This window comes from Mycolicibacterium frederiksbergense (assembly GCF_012223425.1).
In the GTDB taxonomy this organism is placed as follows: Bacteria; Actinomycetota; Actinomycetes; order Mycobacteriales; family Mycobacteriaceae; genus Mycobacterium; species Mycobacterium frederiksbergense.
Genome location: NZ_CP038797.1, coordinates 1353 through 17059, shown reverse-complemented (window position 1 = coordinate 17059; position 15707 = coordinate 1353). Strand labels below are relative to the sequence as shown.

The window sequence follows — 15707 nt, the reverse complement described above, 5'->3', positions numbered from 1 at the left end:
GTGAGTGCGATGCCCAACGAAGCTGATGGCGAAGCCGACGTCGCGGCGCCTACCCTGACTGTTCGGGTCGGCTCGGCCTCCTACCGCGTACACAGCGCCGATTCGCCAGCTGTCATCGGACGGCCAGACGCACGCACCGGGCAGGCGCCACAGATCCCAATCGAAGATGGTCGGGTTTCGCGCGAGCACCTGGTCCTAGTCGCTCGTGCAGGCGCCTGGCACGGGGTTCCGCGAGGTCGAAATGGTGTGTTCATTGACGGCCAGCAGGTCAATGATGAGTTCGCCGTACCCGAGGACGAGCTAACCGTCGTTCTTGGGCACCCTCACGTCGGTATCCAAGTGCATTTCAGTGGGCTGGACCCTAGCCTGGTTTACGTTGGCGCTCAGGTTGCGCAGCGTCGCAACGAACTCGGCATCTCGCAGCGCACCCTTGCCAGTGCGCAAATAATGAACGCTGGTGCGTTGATCCAGTTTGAAAAGGGCCGCAGCTGGCCGCGTCAGAAGACTCGCGAAAAGCTGGAAGAAGCCCTGGGGTGGCCAGAGGGCCACATCGAAAGCCTCCGTTCAGCATACGAAGCTCAAGCGCTCCGCGAACAGAGCCAAGCCGAGCCCAACAACACGTCTGATGCCCAAGATGACGAGCGAACTGTGCTGCTCGGGTCGGGAGGCACCACCTCCGTTGAATCTCGGTTCATGGTCGAAACAATCGCGGTCGCGCTGTCGAACATCACGTCTCAGATCACCGAACTACCGCCACCCGCAGATCCAATCTTTCAGTCACGGATCGCCGGTCTGATCGTCGATCTGACTCGGCTGGAGTCGGCCGCGTCGAATGCCTCCCGAGGGTTGTCGGGGGCACAGGACATCCTCCTGAGACTGGGCGAGATTCGCCGGATGCGCCGCGATTTGATGCTGCAGGCGGCGGGATCGCCAAACGCTACGCTCGGACAACGAGTCTTCGCCGCGCGCCATCGTGCTGAACTGACGGTCGAAGAGGCCTCAGCGATGGTGGGACTTAGTCCTGCCGACGTCACTATGGCCGAAGCTGGACAACCTCTGGTCGCGACTCAGGTTGATGCGTTCCAACGCCTCCTGGCCGCGCTGGAGTGAACTGTTAAGTGGGATCTGAGTGCAAGCCCAGTAGGTCCCTTCGGGCGGGGCGGTAGTCGAGGGCCCGCAGTCGGGGCTCGCAGGGATCTCCGAGGCGCCGCCTGGCCGGCCGCGCGCCGCTCAGAAGGCCAGGGCTAGTGCGAACAGCGCCAACGGCGCAAACGGCACCGACGCCAACAGCGCCAACAGGATCGGGATGACGCGCCGCGTCCCCACCGCGGCGGCCCACCCGCCCAGAACGGCGATGAACCCACCGACCGCTGAGGCGCGGATGCCGGCGACGTCAGTCCCCGGGGGCGCGGCGCCATTCATCAGCTTGTCAGTCATATTGGGGTCGCGCAGCACCGTGAACACGAGCAGGTATCCGATGATCATGGCGGAAACAGCCGCGATCGACAGCATCGCGGCGCGTTCGCGGTCCTGAGCCCTGTCTGTGCGCATGGAGCAATCGTCGGGCAACAGGGCGGGCGCCGAATCGGTAGATCTACTCAAATCGAAGTGCTTCGTTCTTAGCGGTGCGATGCTCGCGCGTGCACAGCATGGCCATCTCTGCCTTCCGTCTCCGATCTCAGCAGCTACCAGAAGATTGCTCACCGGCCCACACGACAGAGCTGCGTATCGACTCCCCTCGAAGTGACGGCGCCGCGCACCTCGGGTGGAAAGAACTGACATTGCCGAAGTAGTGCGGCGGTTAGGCTTTGAGAGCATCCCGCGACCGCGGGCTGTGCGAAATGGGGGGGTGTAGCAATGACGGCGGATCTTGTGATGGTGCTGGCAGACAACGCCAATCCGGGCCGGACAGTAGGTCTCGTTCTGGGACGGCTCATCATCGTCGGGCTCATCATCTGGGGGATCGTGCACCTGATCCGGAAACGCCGACGACGTGCCCACCCGCCCGTGCAGTACCCACAGCCGCAGCCCTACTGGGACGGAGTCGCCTGGCAGTACCCGCCGCCGGGCGGCATGCAGCCGCAGCCGTTTTGGGATGGATCCGCATGGCAATACCCGCAGCAGCAGCAGCCATATCCGCAGCCCTACCAAGCCCCGCAGCCGTATCCACCGTATCCACATCAGCAGCCCGGTCCGGGCCCGCGGTACTAACGATCGCCTACAGCCGACGTCGCCAGGAGGGAACGGGTCCGCATGACTGCGAAAAGTGATGATCTGCAATCGTTCCGGCGCCGTCGAGGCCTACAGGTGTCGCTGGCAGCCTTGTTGGCGGTGTGCGCGCTTGCAGCCTGCTCCCCGGTCAGCGAACGATGGGCCGAGTCGGCGCAATCGAAGATCACTCCGATTGAGGCGGTCCAGACGCTAGGTCAGATTAGGTTGCCGTTGTGGCCCGAGATCCTGGACGCCGAATCCGACGCAGGGGCTGACACTCGCTACCGGGTGGCGATGCGGCTCGATGACGGGCAACTCGAGGAGTTCCTTTCCCAGTTCTTGCTCGGTCCGCAGCCATCCGATATCCCTCGGTCGATGTCGGTGATCGCTGGGCCTGCCCTGGAATCAGCGCCGGAGCTGTTGTTTATGCAAACGGGGATCGATTCACCAGGCGGTGGGTATCTCCGCGAGATCATCGTGGATAAGCGCGCACCTGGCGAGGCATATGTACACATCGCGGTCTACACCATGTGAGCATGCCCATCGTGGTGTCGAACGAGCGTAGAACTTCCACACCGCCGGGGGCCGGGTCTGAGCCGGTGCTACGGATCAGGCCGGGACCTCCAGCCACCATGAACATGCCGGGGTCGCTGACATTTATCGATCTCGTAGGCGACGGTGCCACCCCATCGACGACGTCCGGCTCAGCCACTGTGGCGTCGGTCCTCACGTGGCGCGTGGTCGGGTTCGGATGGTCAGCGTGGCGCAGGGGAAGGGTCGGATCCGGGCTCAGCCGTCTGCGAGGTAGTCGCTGGCTTGTTGCGGCCGGCGTCACGGTCTGTTGGATTGTGGGCAGAGTCGTCAACGCCACCGCAAGCAGATGACGACAGTGCGATCATTGCCGCCGTGAGGGTGGCCACTGCCTGCCTGGCAACGGCTTTCGTCCGCAGCGTGGATAGGTTGTGCACGCACATGGCGTATCGCCCCCCTTGGCGTCGTTGTAAACCGCTGGCTGCGGCCTTCTTCGAGCCTAAGGTGCGGTGCAGCCCCTGTTGCGCACCAATTTTCGATGCTTCAACCGCGCAGCGGCGACGGTGTCGCGGCGGTCATGCGATACCTCCGTGAGGGACAAGAAAGACGGGCGGCACCACCGTCGAGTGTGACAGTGGTGCCGCCCGTGTAGTCGAGCTGTTTGGAGCTATCCGTGCCCGGACAGCTTCTTGATCGTGCGGTGCACTGTGATCCCGGCCCAGCCCAAAAGGACGGCGAACACTGTGCTCGTGATGGATTGCAGCAGAATGACCGTGCCGATACTCGATCCGCCGAGGCCGCTCATGTAGGGCGACGATGTCAGCTGCGACCAGGCAAGGAATCCGAGGAGGGCTCCGCCGCCGTAGAGAACTGCGCCGATGCCGCAGATGCCGTAGGCGACGAACTGGACGGCTTTCTTCGTGCCGACGGCGAAGAACGTGTAGGCCAGGCCTGCCCACATGGCCAGGGTGAGAAGGTCGCCGATCAAGCCGCCGATCTGCCCGAGAATGAGTGCCAGGACGACGCCGATGCCGAAACCGATGTAGACGAACTGATCTGGGGACTGCTGGCGGGTCTGCTGGAACCAGGGATTCTTGATCAGCTCGCCGTACATGCCGCGTTGAATCAGTCGTGCGATGAATGAACCGCCCTTGGCTAGAGCGGAATTGGCTGCCTGCAGCGGTGACTGCACCTGTCCGGGCTGCGGTCCCGGCGGCTGCCCAGCGGGCTGTCCGGGGAACGGTCCCGCCTGCGGGGGCTGCTGAGCGTAGGGATCTGAGTACCCATAGGGATCGGGCTGGGCGTAGGGATCGTGCTGCGGTGGGTAGCCGTGCGGCGGCTGGGGGCCTGGCCCGTAGTGGGGTCCGGGCGCCGGTGGCGGGCCGTAGTTGGTCGGGCCGCTCATCGGAGGGGGCCCGTACGAGGGCGGCGGTCCCTGCTGCGGCGCTGTTCCGGGCACAGGGCCGTACTGGGCAGGCGGTGGGGTCTGCGGACGCTGCGGCGGGGCTCCGGTGCCGGGGTGTTGGTGGGGCGTGGCGAGGGGCGGCTGTTGGCCGCCCGCTGCGGCCGGCGGGTACTGGCGCTCGGTGGTAGGCGCGGGACGCGACGGGGCGGGCGTGTCCCGCACGATCTGCGTCCGTTCTGCGTCGTCGCCGTACTGGGCACCGGCGGTGCTCGGTCGTGGTGTGCTCGGCACGACCGTGGTCTTGTCCGGGTCGACGTCGTGCGGTGCGTTGTCGGTGACATCCTGCGTCTTTTCGACATCATCCATGTTTGGTCCCCTCGGGAAAGTTGCTCGGTTGATCACGTTACCTGCCCCCAAGGGGTGTTTGATCACTTCTTTTCGGCTCTTCGCACAGGGAGCGCACAGACCTCCTCTAGCCTCCGCTTTTGCCGGCGTAGCGCGGTGAAGGCCTGGCCAGGCGGCCATCCGGCGGGTTAGAACTGGTCAGCGACTGCCTGCGCGACCTGCCGAATGAGATCCATGTTCTGGGTGGGTTCGACGACGCTGACCAGCGGCAGCACGGGGCCTCGCGCGCTTTGCACGACGTCGCCGACCACGACATCGAAAACTCCGCTGCTCTGGTCCCCGGCGACGCGGTGACCGCCGATGCTGAACTGGTCGGGATAGACGTCGACCAACTCCGGGGCCTGGTAGGAGAACGACACATCCACCGGCGGGCCGCCGTCCACGGTGAACATGCAGCTGTTCACGGTGACGTCGTCGGGGGCGATATCGACCGCGTGGGTGGCCCGTAGCCGCTCGGCCGGCGCGCACGGATCTGCACCGGACAGAATCGCGGAAGGTTGGCCGCTGGAGCCCAAAGAAGGCCGCTGCTCGAAGGTCCTGATCGCGGTCCGCATCAACGTCTCGGCTACCGCGCAGCCATCGACATCCGGGTCCGCCATTACTGATACAGACAATCGTGCGTTGTCCGGGTAGCTGGCCGCCAGTTCGCACGACCACGCCACCATTTCCTCACGCGGGGGTGCGTCGGGTTGGTCGGCGCTGGAGGCGATGGTGACGTTCACTCCGTCGATCACCTCATTGCGGATCCAACTGGGCTCCTCCGCGGCCGGCTGGGAGGGGCCGATGTTGAGCGCGATCGTCGCATCAACGGTGCCGGCGGGGTCCTCGACGGTGGCCTCGCAGTTCAACGCTGAGCCGAAACCCTTGATGGTCAGTGGCTGACCATCAACCGACTCTGCGTCGGCGTAGAGCGCGCACACATCGATACCGCGCAACTCTTTGATGACCGCGAGCCGATCAGCTGCTTCCGGTGCACTCGTAGCCGGCCCGGAGCACGCGGTAAGCGCCGTGGCGGCGGTGAGAACGAGAATGAGTGCTGAACGGGGCATGTATTTACCCTAAGCGACCTGAAAGGTCCTACCTGGCACCAAAATGAGCCAGCGCAACCCTTCTGCGCGGTCCGCGCCGCGGACAGATCCCCGGCGATAGTCAGCGCGGGTTGGCGGCCTGGCTTTGCGCGGCGATCCCGTCGAGAGTCGCTGCCAGGACAGGCAGCCGCACCAACGGCGGATCGCTAGCCGGTGAGGACTGGTACCACTGCAGCTGTTGGGGCCCGGCGTATCCCCAGCGGGTCAACCACGGCTGCAGGAAACCGACTGCGTGGGCATAGGGCAGCGCGCGTTCGAACAGCACCGGTGCCGCCGCGGTATCCATCGTTGCCGGGTCGGTGTTGCTCAGGTGCAGCCGCAGACCACCGAGCGCGGCGGTCAACCGCGATCCACGCGGGGTGTGCGCGGGAATCAGCAATGCCGCAGCGGTGATTCCTGCACCCATCACCGCCACTGCCACACCGAACAGCGGGCTCACACCGACGACGTAGAGCACCAGGGTCGAGACAGCGCCGATCCCCAGCAGCCAGAGCCCGACCGTCTGCGCAGCGCCCCACTGACGGGTCCAGTCGCGGGCTGCAACGCTGCGTCCGATCTCAGCGCTGACACGCCGCAAATCCACCGGAGCTGGAGCACCAGTCAACTCCGAGAGCAGGATCGACTGGCGGCCGTCGGGCAGCAACGCATCCACCACTGCCCGCTCAAACGGGGTCACCGCCTCGTCGAGGTCGGCGCGCCGCGAGATCTGGAAGTCCGGTTCGCTGTCGTCGCGCTGGATCTCGGCCAGCCACAGATAGTTGCGCACGGCCAGGTCCAGCACCGTGGCCCCGAAGTCCGAGGCGCGGACGGTCCCGGCGGCGACCGAACCGATCTGCCCCGGAAGGACGCCGTCAGGGGAGGTGAACACACCGCCGGTATCGCTGGAGGACAGCAAGTTCGGCTGGTCGGTGATTGACTGCGCGGCGACCCGGTCGCTGCGGCGTCGCCACCACGCAGCGAGAACTGCCGCGCCGGCCAGCACCGTCGCCACCGTCGCCGCGATCAGGCCAGCGCCGCCGGCTTGTGCGGTCGGCGACTGACCGCCGTCTGCGACGGTAGCGCTGAATTCCGCTGATGCAGGCACAGTTTCGGCTGGCAGCAGCACCGAGAACACCACGACATCGCCGGCGGCAAGATTGTTGTGCTGAAAGCTCACCTGCCCGTTGAGTTCGGTCTGGGTCAGCGAGCACAGCCGCCGGATTCCGATCTGACCGTAGGCGCAGATCGGGGAGTCCGGCGCCGCGGCAGGAGATCTGAACACGCCGGTCAATTCCGCGATGGGCTCTGACCATGCGGCGGCCAGGAGCCAGGTGAACTGCTGTAGGTCTGGTCCATCGGCTACGGTTCCTCTGACGCTGTAGCGCACCGTGGAGGTGCCGGCCGGGACCGACAGCGACAGGTCCTCGCCGTCGATGGTGGCTTGGGCTCCGTTCTCGGTGCTGATATCCGAGACCGAAAAGTGCTGCGTCCGGTTGCCTTCCACCGCAATCTGCAACGGCATCCGGCTGGTCGCGGTGGCGCCGTCAGGGACAGTGGTGGTCTGGGTGACCCGCAATGTGCCGTCATCGCGCACGTCGAGCGCGAGATCGAGCGTGAACGGTGTGTCTGCATGCGCTGGCGGAGTAGCTATGAGCAGCAACCCCGCCCAGGCCATAGCGATGACCAGAAAATATGTGAATCTCCCACCCATACGCGCAGGGTAACCTACTTCGGTGCCGTCGCATCAGGATCCTCCCGGTCGCCGACCACCCTTTCCCGGGCAACCACATCCGGGTGGGCAACCCCCGGCGGGGAGCCAACCCGGGCATCCGAATCGCCCGCCACCAGCACCGCAACACCCTCGGAGGCAACAACAGCCGCCGCGGCCACCGATGCATCCGGTGCCGCCACCAAGACCAGTGGGGCCGGCTCCGCAGTGGGGTGACACCGGCGCACACCGTGCGTTCCGGCGGCCACCTCCACACCCGTCGCATGGAGCCGGCCACCCCCGCCCGGCCCCCGCCGCGCCAGCAGCACTATCAGCGACCACCGGTGCCACCACCGCACTACCAGCGCCCACCGACACCGCCGCAGGGCTACCCGCCGCAGCCAGGCCCCCCGCCGCAGCCCTACCCGCCCTACCCGGGACCGCCGGCACATGCCCGACGACCACCCGGACACGGTGCGTCGCCACCCATCCCCGGCCCGGGACCGTGGCCCTACCCGCCTGCTGCGCCGGCTCCCCGGCGTTCTTCTGGCGCGCAGATCGCCCTGGGGGCCATCCTGGTCGTCGCGCTCGGTGTCATCGGCGTGGCGATCGCCTCGCCGGAAAGCATCCGCTCCGCACTTCCGGGCGCCGGCACCGTCGCATCCACCACCACCACGAGAACGACCTCCGCTACGGCACCGAGCACGCAGCCCTCGTCGACATCGTCGACGTCGGCGGCCTCGACGCCGCGAACAACGACGTCGCCGAGTTTTCAGCCCGTGCCGATCGGCGAGCCAGCCCTGACGGCCAACCCGATCTTGCAGGCCGGCGGCATGCAGAAGCAGGTATGCGGCCCGCCCGGCTACCCCAACGACGGACCTGCCGGAGAAGCGTTCTACGCGGCGGCGTTGCCGTGCGTCGAACGAGCTTGGGAGCCGTTATTCGAGCGCGTGAGAATGGAATACGACGCCCCTAAGGTCATGGTCCCGGTAGGGACGACTGCCACGTCTCCGTGCGGGACGACGTCCACCGCGCAGGCCGCCGCGTTCTACTGCCCGATCAACGAGACGATCTATATGCCGATCGCCGGACTGCCAGAAGCATGGACTGAAGGTCGTCCGTTGAACTACCTTTCAGTCTTCTCGCACGAATTCGGCCATCACGTGCAAAACCTCACCGGCGTCCTGGAAGAGGCATTCCAACGTGAACGCCGCGCTGGTCGCACCAGTCCGGCCGGTTTGGAGAGCAGTCGCCGCACCGAGCTTCAGGTCCAGTGCTTCGCGGGCATGTTCGTCGAATCCATCGTTGACAGCGGCGGACCGTTCACCCGATCCGATGTCGACCACACTCGACGGTTTGAATACGGCAGCGGCACCGGCAGCCCTACGCACGGCACCGCCGAGAACGTCGAGGGCTGGTTCGTTCGGGGCACCCTCAACGAGATTGCCCAGTGCAACACATGGACAGCCTCGCGCGCCGAGGTCGCCTGAAAAGCTATGCGGGGAAGGGAAATGCGACATTATGGCGAACTGGCCTGGTGACCGGGGCCCTGGGCCGCGCGATCGGCGCGATGACGCTTCCGAGGAGACCACTCACGTCATACCGCAGTTCCAGAGACCGCAGCCGGCTCCCAGCAACCCACCACCGTGGCGGCCGCAACCCCCCACCGCCGGCGGACACCCACCGGGCTGGCCGACTGGTGTGCCTGCAGATGGGGCCCCGGCGGGCAAGGCCGCGTCGCGGACACGCCGTCTGGGGTTGCTGACGGTCGTCGCGGTCATCGTGGCCGCGATATCGGTAGGTCTGGCCTACATGAGGACGGACAGCGACGGCTCCACCGGCTCGACCGGCGCAGCTGGCTCGGGCGGCTCGGCCGGGCCCGCTGAGACCGTCCTGGCATACCTGGAGGCGCTTAGCCGCGGCGATGCCGCAGCAGCGTTGTCCTACGGCAAAAGCCAACCCGCCAACGCCGATCTGCTCACCGACGAAGTTCTGCGCACACAGATCGCCGCGATGCCGATCTCCGACATCCAGGTCGTGGGGCAGACCGAGGGCAAGAAGGCGGGCGACACCGCCGATGTGGACGCGACGATGATGTTCGGTGGGGTGAGTTCCGATGTCACGATGGGGGTGACCAAGGTTGGCGATGAGTGGAAGGTCGACCATGCCTTCAACGAGCTGCACATCGCCGATCACACCGCCGCCGTGGCGACACTGAGCATTCTCGGCAAGAAACTCACCCAACGCGAAACGCTGTATGTTTTCCCCGGATCTCTTGAGCTGGTCACCTCCAACGAGTACATCGACGTCACGTTCGCCTCACCGCTTCCCGGACAAACGCCAGTCACCTTCCGGCCCACCGTCGAAATCAACGACCAGGGAGAGACTGCAGTTCTCGACACCGTGGCCAACGCGTACGCACCGTGCGAGGGCTCGACGATGCTCGCCCCACCGGGTTGTCGGGCCAAGATCACCGATCCCGATGTCGTGGAAGGCACCCTCAGGTGGGGTAAGGCGGATCTTGGGGCTGTGGCGGTGACGGATTTCAACGACCAACGAATGTTCGCCATCGTGAACGGCGCGGTCCGTATCCCGGTGTCCGGGCAGTTGCGCTCCGGTCAGCCCTTCGAGCGCATTGCGGTCCAGCAGCTGTACGAAAATGTGGACCTCACGACATCGCCGCCGGCATTCATCGAGTGAATCAAGCAGCGGACCTTTCGCCGCGACATTTGTCCTGCGTTGCCGGTTGGTGCGCGGGTTGCCCGGCGCCGCAATCTCGGCGCGCAACCACACGCGGTCGGCGTGCAGGCGTGTCGCGGTCGCCGGGGCGAGAACGCCTCCCACTCAGCGGATCTGGCGGCTCAGCGCGTTGACCAGCGCGGTGTTCAGATAGCTGATGGCCGCGTAACCGGGCACCCGCAGCGCGTCGATCGCCGCGACATCATCGACGATGATCGTGGCGCCCCGGTACTTGGTGAAGGGATCGGGTAGCCCGTTGTAGCTGCCGCCACCAGCTGCGGAGTCGGTGCGTGCCACGATCCGTACGTCGGTGGGGATCGTGTTGAGTTGCTCGGGGTCGGCGACGGCGGCGATAGCTGATCCGTCGGCAGTCGCGGTGACGGCCGGCTTGTCCAGGTAGCGGAAGCCGAGCCCCTGCAGGTATTGCGCGGCCGGGGATTTCGGGGTGGCGGCACTGATTCCGTCATCGCCGACGAACACGACCTCGATGCTCTTGCCGTCGAACACCGGATGTTCGGTGCGCAGCTCGGCCTGGGCGTCGGCGGCGTTGTCAATGAGCTGCTGGGCTTGTTCGGTGCGGTCGAGGATGCGGCCAATCCACTGCAGCTGGGTCTGCCAGCTCCATTCGCCGGCGTTAGCCGAGCGGGTGATGGTGGTCGCGATCTCGGCCAGAGCACGGTAGGTCGCTGCGTCAACGTCGCCGGTGTCGATGATCAGATCGGGCTTGGCGGCAGCGATTTGAGCAGGATCAGCGTCGGAGAGCACTTGGGTGTTGCCGGTGATGAGGTCTTTCTCCCAGCTGGGCAGCCCGCCGGGGGATGAGACAATGGCGGCCGGCTGTATGCCGAGGGACAGCACGGCATCCCCGTCGCCGGGGCCGGCGGCCACAATCGCGTTCGGCGGGGAGGTCAGGGTGGCCTCTCCGTGCTCGTGGGCCAGCGTCTGCGCCGTATAGGCAGGGGTGTCCTCGCGTGTGAACATCCACGTTCCGACGCCTCCGCTGACCACGAGGGCGGCGGCGACGCCCGCGGCGGCCAGTGCCGTTCTGCGGCTGCGCGGCTTTCCCGTCGGGGTGTGCACCGGGGCGGCGGGGCCAGGCCCGGTGGGCCACCCGGTTGCCGGGGTGGGGCCGGTCGACCATCCGGGCCCGGGCGGGTACGAGCCTGTTCCGGGGTGCGGGCCGCTCCAATGGGGTGGGCTGTTCTCCGGGCCCCACGGCTGGCGGGGGCCTGGCGCGGGCGCGGGGGTGATGCGTACCTCGGCGGTGGTCTCGTCGAGGGCTGCGGCCGCGGCGCGGGCCAGATCCCCGGCGCTCTGATAGCGGTGGCCAGGTTCTTTGGCCATGGCGCGGGCGATGACGTTGTCGATCGCGGCGGGCAGGTTGGCCACCACATCAGTGGGGCGCGGCGGGGGTGCCATGAGGTGGGCGGCCGCGACGGCGGCCATGCCGCCGGACCCACTGAACGGTGATGTGCCGGTGAGCATCCGGTACAGCGAGCAGCCCAGTGAGTAGATATCGGCTCGGTGGTCGGCGGGTTCGCCGGCCAGCGTCTCGGGTGCGGCGTAGGCGATGGTCGCCATCACGGTGCCGGTCTGGGTGAGGTTGACTGCGTCGTCGAGGGCGCGCGCGATGCCGAAGTCGGCCAGAAAGATCCGTTCGTCGTCGGTGGCGAGCAGGAAGTTGGCCGGTTTGACGTCGCGGTGCAGCAGGTTGCGGCGATGCGCGTAGTCCAGAGCCTTGGCGACTTCACTGGTGATGTGCACGGCGCGTTGAGGGGTCATGCGCCCGCCGGCCAGTTCGCGTTCGGCGTCGCTGCCGGCGACGTACTGCATCGCGATCCACACCTGGCCGTCGGCTTCGCCGCGGTTGTAGACGGTGACGATGTTGGGATGATCCAGGGTGGCGGCGAGTTCGGCTTCGCGGTCGAAGCGGGCGCGGAAGTGCTCGTCGCGCGACAGCTCACCGGAGAGCACCTTGAGCGCATCAAACCGTGGCAGCACCGGGTGGCGCGCCCGGTAGACGGTGCCCATGCCGCCAGAACCGAGAACGTCTTCGATGACGTAACCGCTGATCGTCGATCCAGCTGGGAGAACCACTATCGAAACACCTACTGCCCTGCGAGGATCCGGTACTGGGCGGCCATCTGCTGACGCACGTCGGTGACATCGGCGGAGAACGCGGTGAAAGCGTACCGGTCGGCGCTGGCCACGCACTTGAACTGCCAGACCACACGCTGCCAGGTCGGTGCCGCAGTGCCGGGAAGCGCACCTTCGGTGCGTTGGAAGCACCTCGCGGCGGGAAGCCCTTTGACGCCGTCGACCTCGCGCACCGAGGGCAGGTTTTCGAGCTGGTCGACCAGGCCGCCGACGATGCGCGTGGCTCCGTCGGCGTTGGCCGCCTGGTAGACGGTCGTGAGTCGCTGGCCCACGATGTCGACGCCGGCGGTGTTGAACATCGCGTTGGCCTGCAACGGATCCAGCTCGAAATGCAGCCATCCGCGAGCATTCCAGACACCGATCATGAACGGAGCGCCGCCGTCGGGCGCGACGAGGGTCCGAGCCAGAAGCTGTCCGCTGGGATCGAGCGGCAGATCACCCATCGCCGCGGGTTCGGTGGGGGTGAACTCATCGATGCGGCGCTTCTGACTGATCAGGGCACCGTCAACCAGGTTGACTGCGTTGGTGCCCAGGAACGCCTCGGCGGTCTGGGCCTGCTGGTAGAGCAGGTATGGGCCATGGGCGGTGAAACTGACCACGTTGACTGCACCGTCGCGTGTGGATGTGGTTGCGCGGGCCTCTGGGGTGTTCCCGATGGTGACGGCTTCTGTCGGGGGTTGTCCGGGCCGGGACGCCTCGGTGGTGGCCATCTCGGCGGCGGCGGCCTCGGCGTCGGCGGCGTCGGGAAATCGCAGCACCAAGTTGTGCAGGCTGCGCGGCTGGCCGGCTGTTTCCGGCGCCACGCGCACCGTGGAGAACGCCGTCATAAAGCGGTGCTTCTCGGCGATGGCGATCAGGTCGTCTTTGAGCACGCCGTTGCTGCGCATGATTTGGATCGACGGGATCGGGCCAATCATCCCCAAACTCAGTGCCCCCGGCAGCTTATTCAGCTCAGCGTCGACCTCCCATGGTCCGACCACGAAGTTGGCCATGCGGTGCGCTTCGAGCAAGTTGGCGCCCTCAGCGTCGTCGCCGACGGTGCCGAACGGTTTGCTCGACGCGGTGTCGTAGGGGCCGGTGTCCATCAAGGCGACGTTGGCCCCCGAATCCGGGCCTGCTGCCGCGGTTTTCGCGGTGCCCGGTGTGGTGGAGGAGCATCCGGTGATCAGCGCGGCACACGCACTCACAGCAATCGCGAGTTTCAGAACGGCGGTCGTAGGTGTCACGGGTGCCTCTCTAGCATTGCCTTAGTGTTTCCCTGGCACGCGGGTGGTGCTTTCGGCTCAGCGCTTCTAGGTAGTCGGTGACTGTCCGGGCAGCTGCGGATGGCGGGGTTGGCGCCGTCGGGGCATTGGGCGCTGGTGCTGCCGGTTCCCCGGCGCGACCAGCAACCGGCGGCGCGGCCCATGAGTGCTGTGCGTGCGGCCGGCTGTGGTGGTGTGCCGGGAGCGTGGGTGGGCGCCGCTGATGGCGGTGGAAACCGCGGTACGGTGCGGGTGGGTGCGTCGGGATCACCCCAGCCGCGGGCGCGTGGCGTATTGCCTTGTTCGCCAGGCCAGTCCGCCATTCCGATCCACCTCCTCTTGTAGCTGTCCCTCGTCGTGAAATGTGGCGCTAGGACTCACGAGTCAAGGCAGTGCGATCCGAGACATCAGCTCATCGACCGATCGTCGGCGGAGAGGTACTGACGTCGACTGAGTTGTACATACTGCTTTCGGCGGTGCCGCTTTCGGTCCCTCCGTCGCGGGTCTGAAAAGACACCGGGGTGGCGACTTTTCCGCTCAGCCGCACAGTCAGGTCGTACGGACTGAGTTCGCCGATGCTCACACCGCTGAGATCGGACTTTCCCCACGTCACGGTGCCGTCGACTGCGCTGTACTCGTTGAGCTTGACTGGGCAGGCCGGCGGATTGAGGAGCTTGGACTTCTCGCATGCGGCGAACGCATCGGCCACGGCGGCGGACACGGCCTCGGTGCCGTCGTCGTTGAGTTCGTAGGTCGGTCGGAACGACAACATCGAGCCGGTCAGCAGCGGGGAGTCTGCGGTGACATCGATGTACTCGTTGGAGCTGCCCACTTCGATGAAGCCGGGGAACACGTAGAACGCTTCGCCCTTGCTCAACTCCTTGCCGAACAAGGTGAGGGTTTCGTCAGCGGCGTTGGGGCTCAGGATCTCGATCTTGTTGATGGCTTCGTCGATCTTCCAGGTCTCCTCGACCTTCGATAGACGCACGGTCGAATCCGAGAGCTGGTTACCAAACTTCACAGCGACCTTCACGATGGCCATCCCGATGCCCGCCATGTCCTCACCGTCGTCGAGGATGCGGATGTCCGAGATCGGCATCTTGGCGATCTGCTTGGCCAACACCTCACTGGTGAGCAGATCGGCGTTGGCAGGTTCACTCTTGCTGAACGACAGCGCCTGCTCGGCGTCACCGGCAGCCAGTGCTTCAAGATAGGCGGTCACGGTTTCCGCGGCGGTCATCGAGCTGGCGCCGCCGAACAGGCGCGGAACGGCCACGACGGCAGTGATCACCAGCACGACGGCGGCGACCGCGGCGATGATCAGTTTGCGGCGCCTGCCAGCGGACGGGGGCTTGGCGCCGGTGCCGGCGGGCGCGCCAGCCCAGCCCTGCGGTGGCGGACTGGCCCATCCCTGCGCCGGCGTTCCGGCGGCCAGCGGCTGCTGTGAGCCTGCCCAGCCCTGTGCGGGCGCTGGTGGGGTGCCAGCGGCCGGCGGCTGTGGCTGTGTGCCCCACGAATTGTGCGGGGTTGCAGGGTTCGGCGTCGGTGCTTGGCCCCATCCTGCCGCTGGCTGCGCCTGTTGCGGCTGCGGCGGTGCGGGGCGCTGGAACTGCGGTGTCACGACGGTGGGGTCCTCGGGACCGGGCCAGCCGCCGGGAGCGTTGGGGGGGTTGGTCATGGTGATCTCCTTCGTGGCCGCGTATCGGTGCAGCGTCGACGGCTGCACCGCTTTAGGGCGTTACCGCGCGGTGCGCGGGGTTGGTCGGTGGTGCGCACGTGGAGCGAGGGGTCAGCGGACCTTGTCGGCAATGGCGCGGGTGATCGAGTATCCGGCGCTGCCGACGGTCGGTGAGCAGACCCGGACATCGACGATCACGTTGCCGCGCAACGCCATACCGCGCTCGCACTGCTGTCCGGGGACCGGCGAGGTGGTGGGCACCAGCATCAGGGTGTTGATGTCGCCGATCGGGCGTGGTGTCTTGATGTCGACCGTGGTGGACGCGCCCTGGTAGCTGAACTCGGCGCGGGTGTTCTGGCAGGCGTTCCAGTCACCGACGAGCTTGTCGTAAATGCGCTGGGCCGCTGCAGGGTCGGGAAATGCGAGCACAGCTTGGGCGATGCGGTGCTCCTGGCCCTGCGCGACACCTTGGATGGCCATACCGGTGAGGCCGGTGCCCTCGTAGGTGGCGGCGTAGCCCGGGCCCCAGGCGCCGGTGCACTGTGGTGGTTCGACGTTGCCG

General features: G+C 66.5%; 14 protein-coding genes. 5 read left to right on the top strand and 9 right to left on the bottom strand.

Going from position 1 to position 15707, the window contains the following annotated elements:
- The first annotated feature begins 9 nt into the window (after nt 1-9).
- Complete coding sequence (locus EXE63_RS00140) at nt 10-1110, top strand: FHA domain-containing protein (protein WP_234904122.1); 1101 nt, start codon at nt 10-12, stop codon at nt 1108-1110.
- Between the two features lie 120 nt (nt 1111-1230).
- On the opposite strand, the gene EXE63_RS00135 is transcribed toward EXE63_RS00140, so the two are convergent.
- Nucleotides 1231-1551: a hypothetical protein gene (locus EXE63_RS00135; RefSeq protein ID WP_168140292.1), complete on the bottom strand. Its 321-nt coding sequence runs from the start codon at nt 1549-1551 to the stop codon at nt 1231-1233.
- A 306-nt stretch (nt 1552-1857) separates the two neighbouring features.
- Here EXE63_RS00135 and EXE63_RS00130 point away from each other — a divergent pair, with 306 nt between their 5' ends.
- Nucleotides 1858-2211 (top strand): hypothetical protein, encoded by a 354-nt coding sequence (locus EXE63_RS00130; protein WP_168140273.1) that lies wholly within the window; start codon nt 1858-1860, stop codon nt 2209-2211.
- Between the two features lie 42 nt (nt 2212-2253).
- A complete protein-coding gene (locus EXE63_RS00125; RefSeq protein ID WP_168140291.1) occupies nt 2254-2745 on the top strand; it encodes a hypothetical protein in 492 nt (163 codons plus the stop codon).
- 664 nt (nt 2746-3409) lie between these two features.
- Here the strand turns inward: EXE63_RS00125 and EXE63_RS00120 are convergent.
- The 4 genes from EXE63_RS00120 to EXE63_RS00105 all read right to left on the bottom strand — a co-directional run bounded on the left by EXE63_RS00120 (nt 3410) and on the right by EXE63_RS00105 (nt 7530).
- Entirely contained in the window at nt 3410-4513 is a 1104-nt protein-coding gene (locus EXE63_RS00120; RefSeq protein WP_168140290.1) for a DMT family transporter, read from the bottom strand.
- 167 nt (nt 4514-4680) lie between these two features.
- Entirely contained in the window at nt 4681-5601 is a 921-nt protein-coding gene (locus EXE63_RS00115) for a hypothetical protein (RefSeq protein WP_168140289.1), read from the bottom strand.
- A gap of 100 nt (nt 5602-5701) precedes the next feature.
- Complete coding sequence (locus EXE63_RS00110; protein WP_168140288.1) at nt 5702-7330, bottom strand: DUF2207 family protein; 1629 nt, start codon at nt 7328-7330, stop codon at nt 5702-5704.
- Nucleotides 7331-7344: 14 nt separating this feature from the next.
- The gene (locus EXE63_RS00105) at nt 7345-7530 is read right to left on the bottom strand and encodes a hypothetical protein (RefSeq protein WP_209999670.1); all 186 of its coding nucleotides are present in this window, start codon (nt 7528-7530) and stop codon (nt 7345-7347) included.
- Between the two features lie 399 nt (nt 7531-7929).
- On the opposite strand from EXE63_RS00105, the gene EXE63_RS00100 reads away from it, so the two are divergent.
- Entirely contained in the window at nt 7930-8817 is an 888-nt protein-coding gene (locus EXE63_RS00100; protein WP_168140286.1) for a neutral zinc metallopeptidase, read from the top strand.
- Between the two features lie 211 nt (nt 8818-9028).
- A complete protein-coding gene (locus EXE63_RS00095) occupies nt 9029-10027 on the top strand; it encodes a DUF4878 domain-containing protein (RefSeq protein WP_168140285.1) in 999 nt (332 codons plus the stop codon).
- A 144-nt stretch (nt 10028-10171) separates the two neighbouring features.
- Here EXE63_RS00095 and EXE63_RS00090 read toward each other — a convergent pair whose 3' ends face one another.
- From EXE63_RS00090 to EXE63_RS00075, 4 genes are all read right to left on the bottom strand, one after another.
- Nucleotides 10172-12163, bottom strand: a complete 1992-nt coding sequence (locus tag EXE63_RS00090; protein WP_168140284.1) for a serine/threonine-protein kinase — start codon at nt 12161-12163, stop codon at nt 10172-10174.
- Nucleotides 12164-12174: 11 nt separating this feature from the next.
- Complete coding sequence (locus EXE63_RS00085) at nt 12175-13449, bottom strand: DUF7373 family lipoprotein (protein ID WP_168140283.1); 1275 nt, start codon at nt 13447-13449, stop codon at nt 12175-12177.
- 430 nt (nt 13450-13879) lie between these two features.
- On the bottom strand, nt 13880-15145 hold the full coding sequence (locus EXE63_RS00080; RefSeq protein WP_168140282.1) for a DUF4878 domain-containing protein: 1266 nt from the start codon (nt 15143-15145) through the stop codon (nt 13880-13882).
- Nucleotides 15146-15256: 111 nt separating this feature from the next.
- A partial coding sequence (locus EXE63_RS00075; RefSeq protein ID WP_168140281.1) for a sensor domain-containing protein occupies nt 15257-15707 on the bottom strand: 451 nt, incomplete at its 5' end.

Coding starts and splice junctions, on each gene's coding strand:
- EXE63_RS00140 (WP_234904122.1), top strand. CDS start 10: ATGCCCAACGAAGCTGATGGCGAAGCCGACGTCGCGGCGCCTACCCTG.
- EXE63_RS00135 (WP_168140292.1), bottom strand. CDS start 1,551: ATGCGCACAGACAGGGCTCAGGACCGCGAACGCGCCGCGATGCTGTCG.
- EXE63_RS00130 (WP_168140273.1), top strand. CDS start 1,858: ATGACGGCGGATCTTGTGATGGTGCTGGCAGACAACGCCAATCCGGGC.
- EXE63_RS00125 (WP_168140291.1), top strand. CDS start 2,254: ATGACTGCGAAAAGTGATGATCTGCAATCGTTCCGGCGCCGTCGAGGC.
- EXE63_RS00120 (WP_168140290.1), bottom strand. CDS start 4,513: ATGGATGATGTCGAAAAGACGCAGGATGTCACCGACAACGCACCGCAC.
- EXE63_RS00115 (WP_168140289.1), bottom strand. CDS start 5,601: ATGCCCCGTTCAGCACTCATTCTCGTTCTCACCGCCGCCACGGCGCTT.
- EXE63_RS00110 (WP_168140288.1), bottom strand. CDS start 7,330: ATGGGTGGGAGATTCACATATTTTCTGGTCATCGCTATGGCCTGGGCG.
- EXE63_RS00080 (WP_168140282.1), bottom strand. CDS start 15,145: ATGACCAACCCCCCCAACGCTCCCGGCGGCTGGCCCGGTCCCGAGGAC.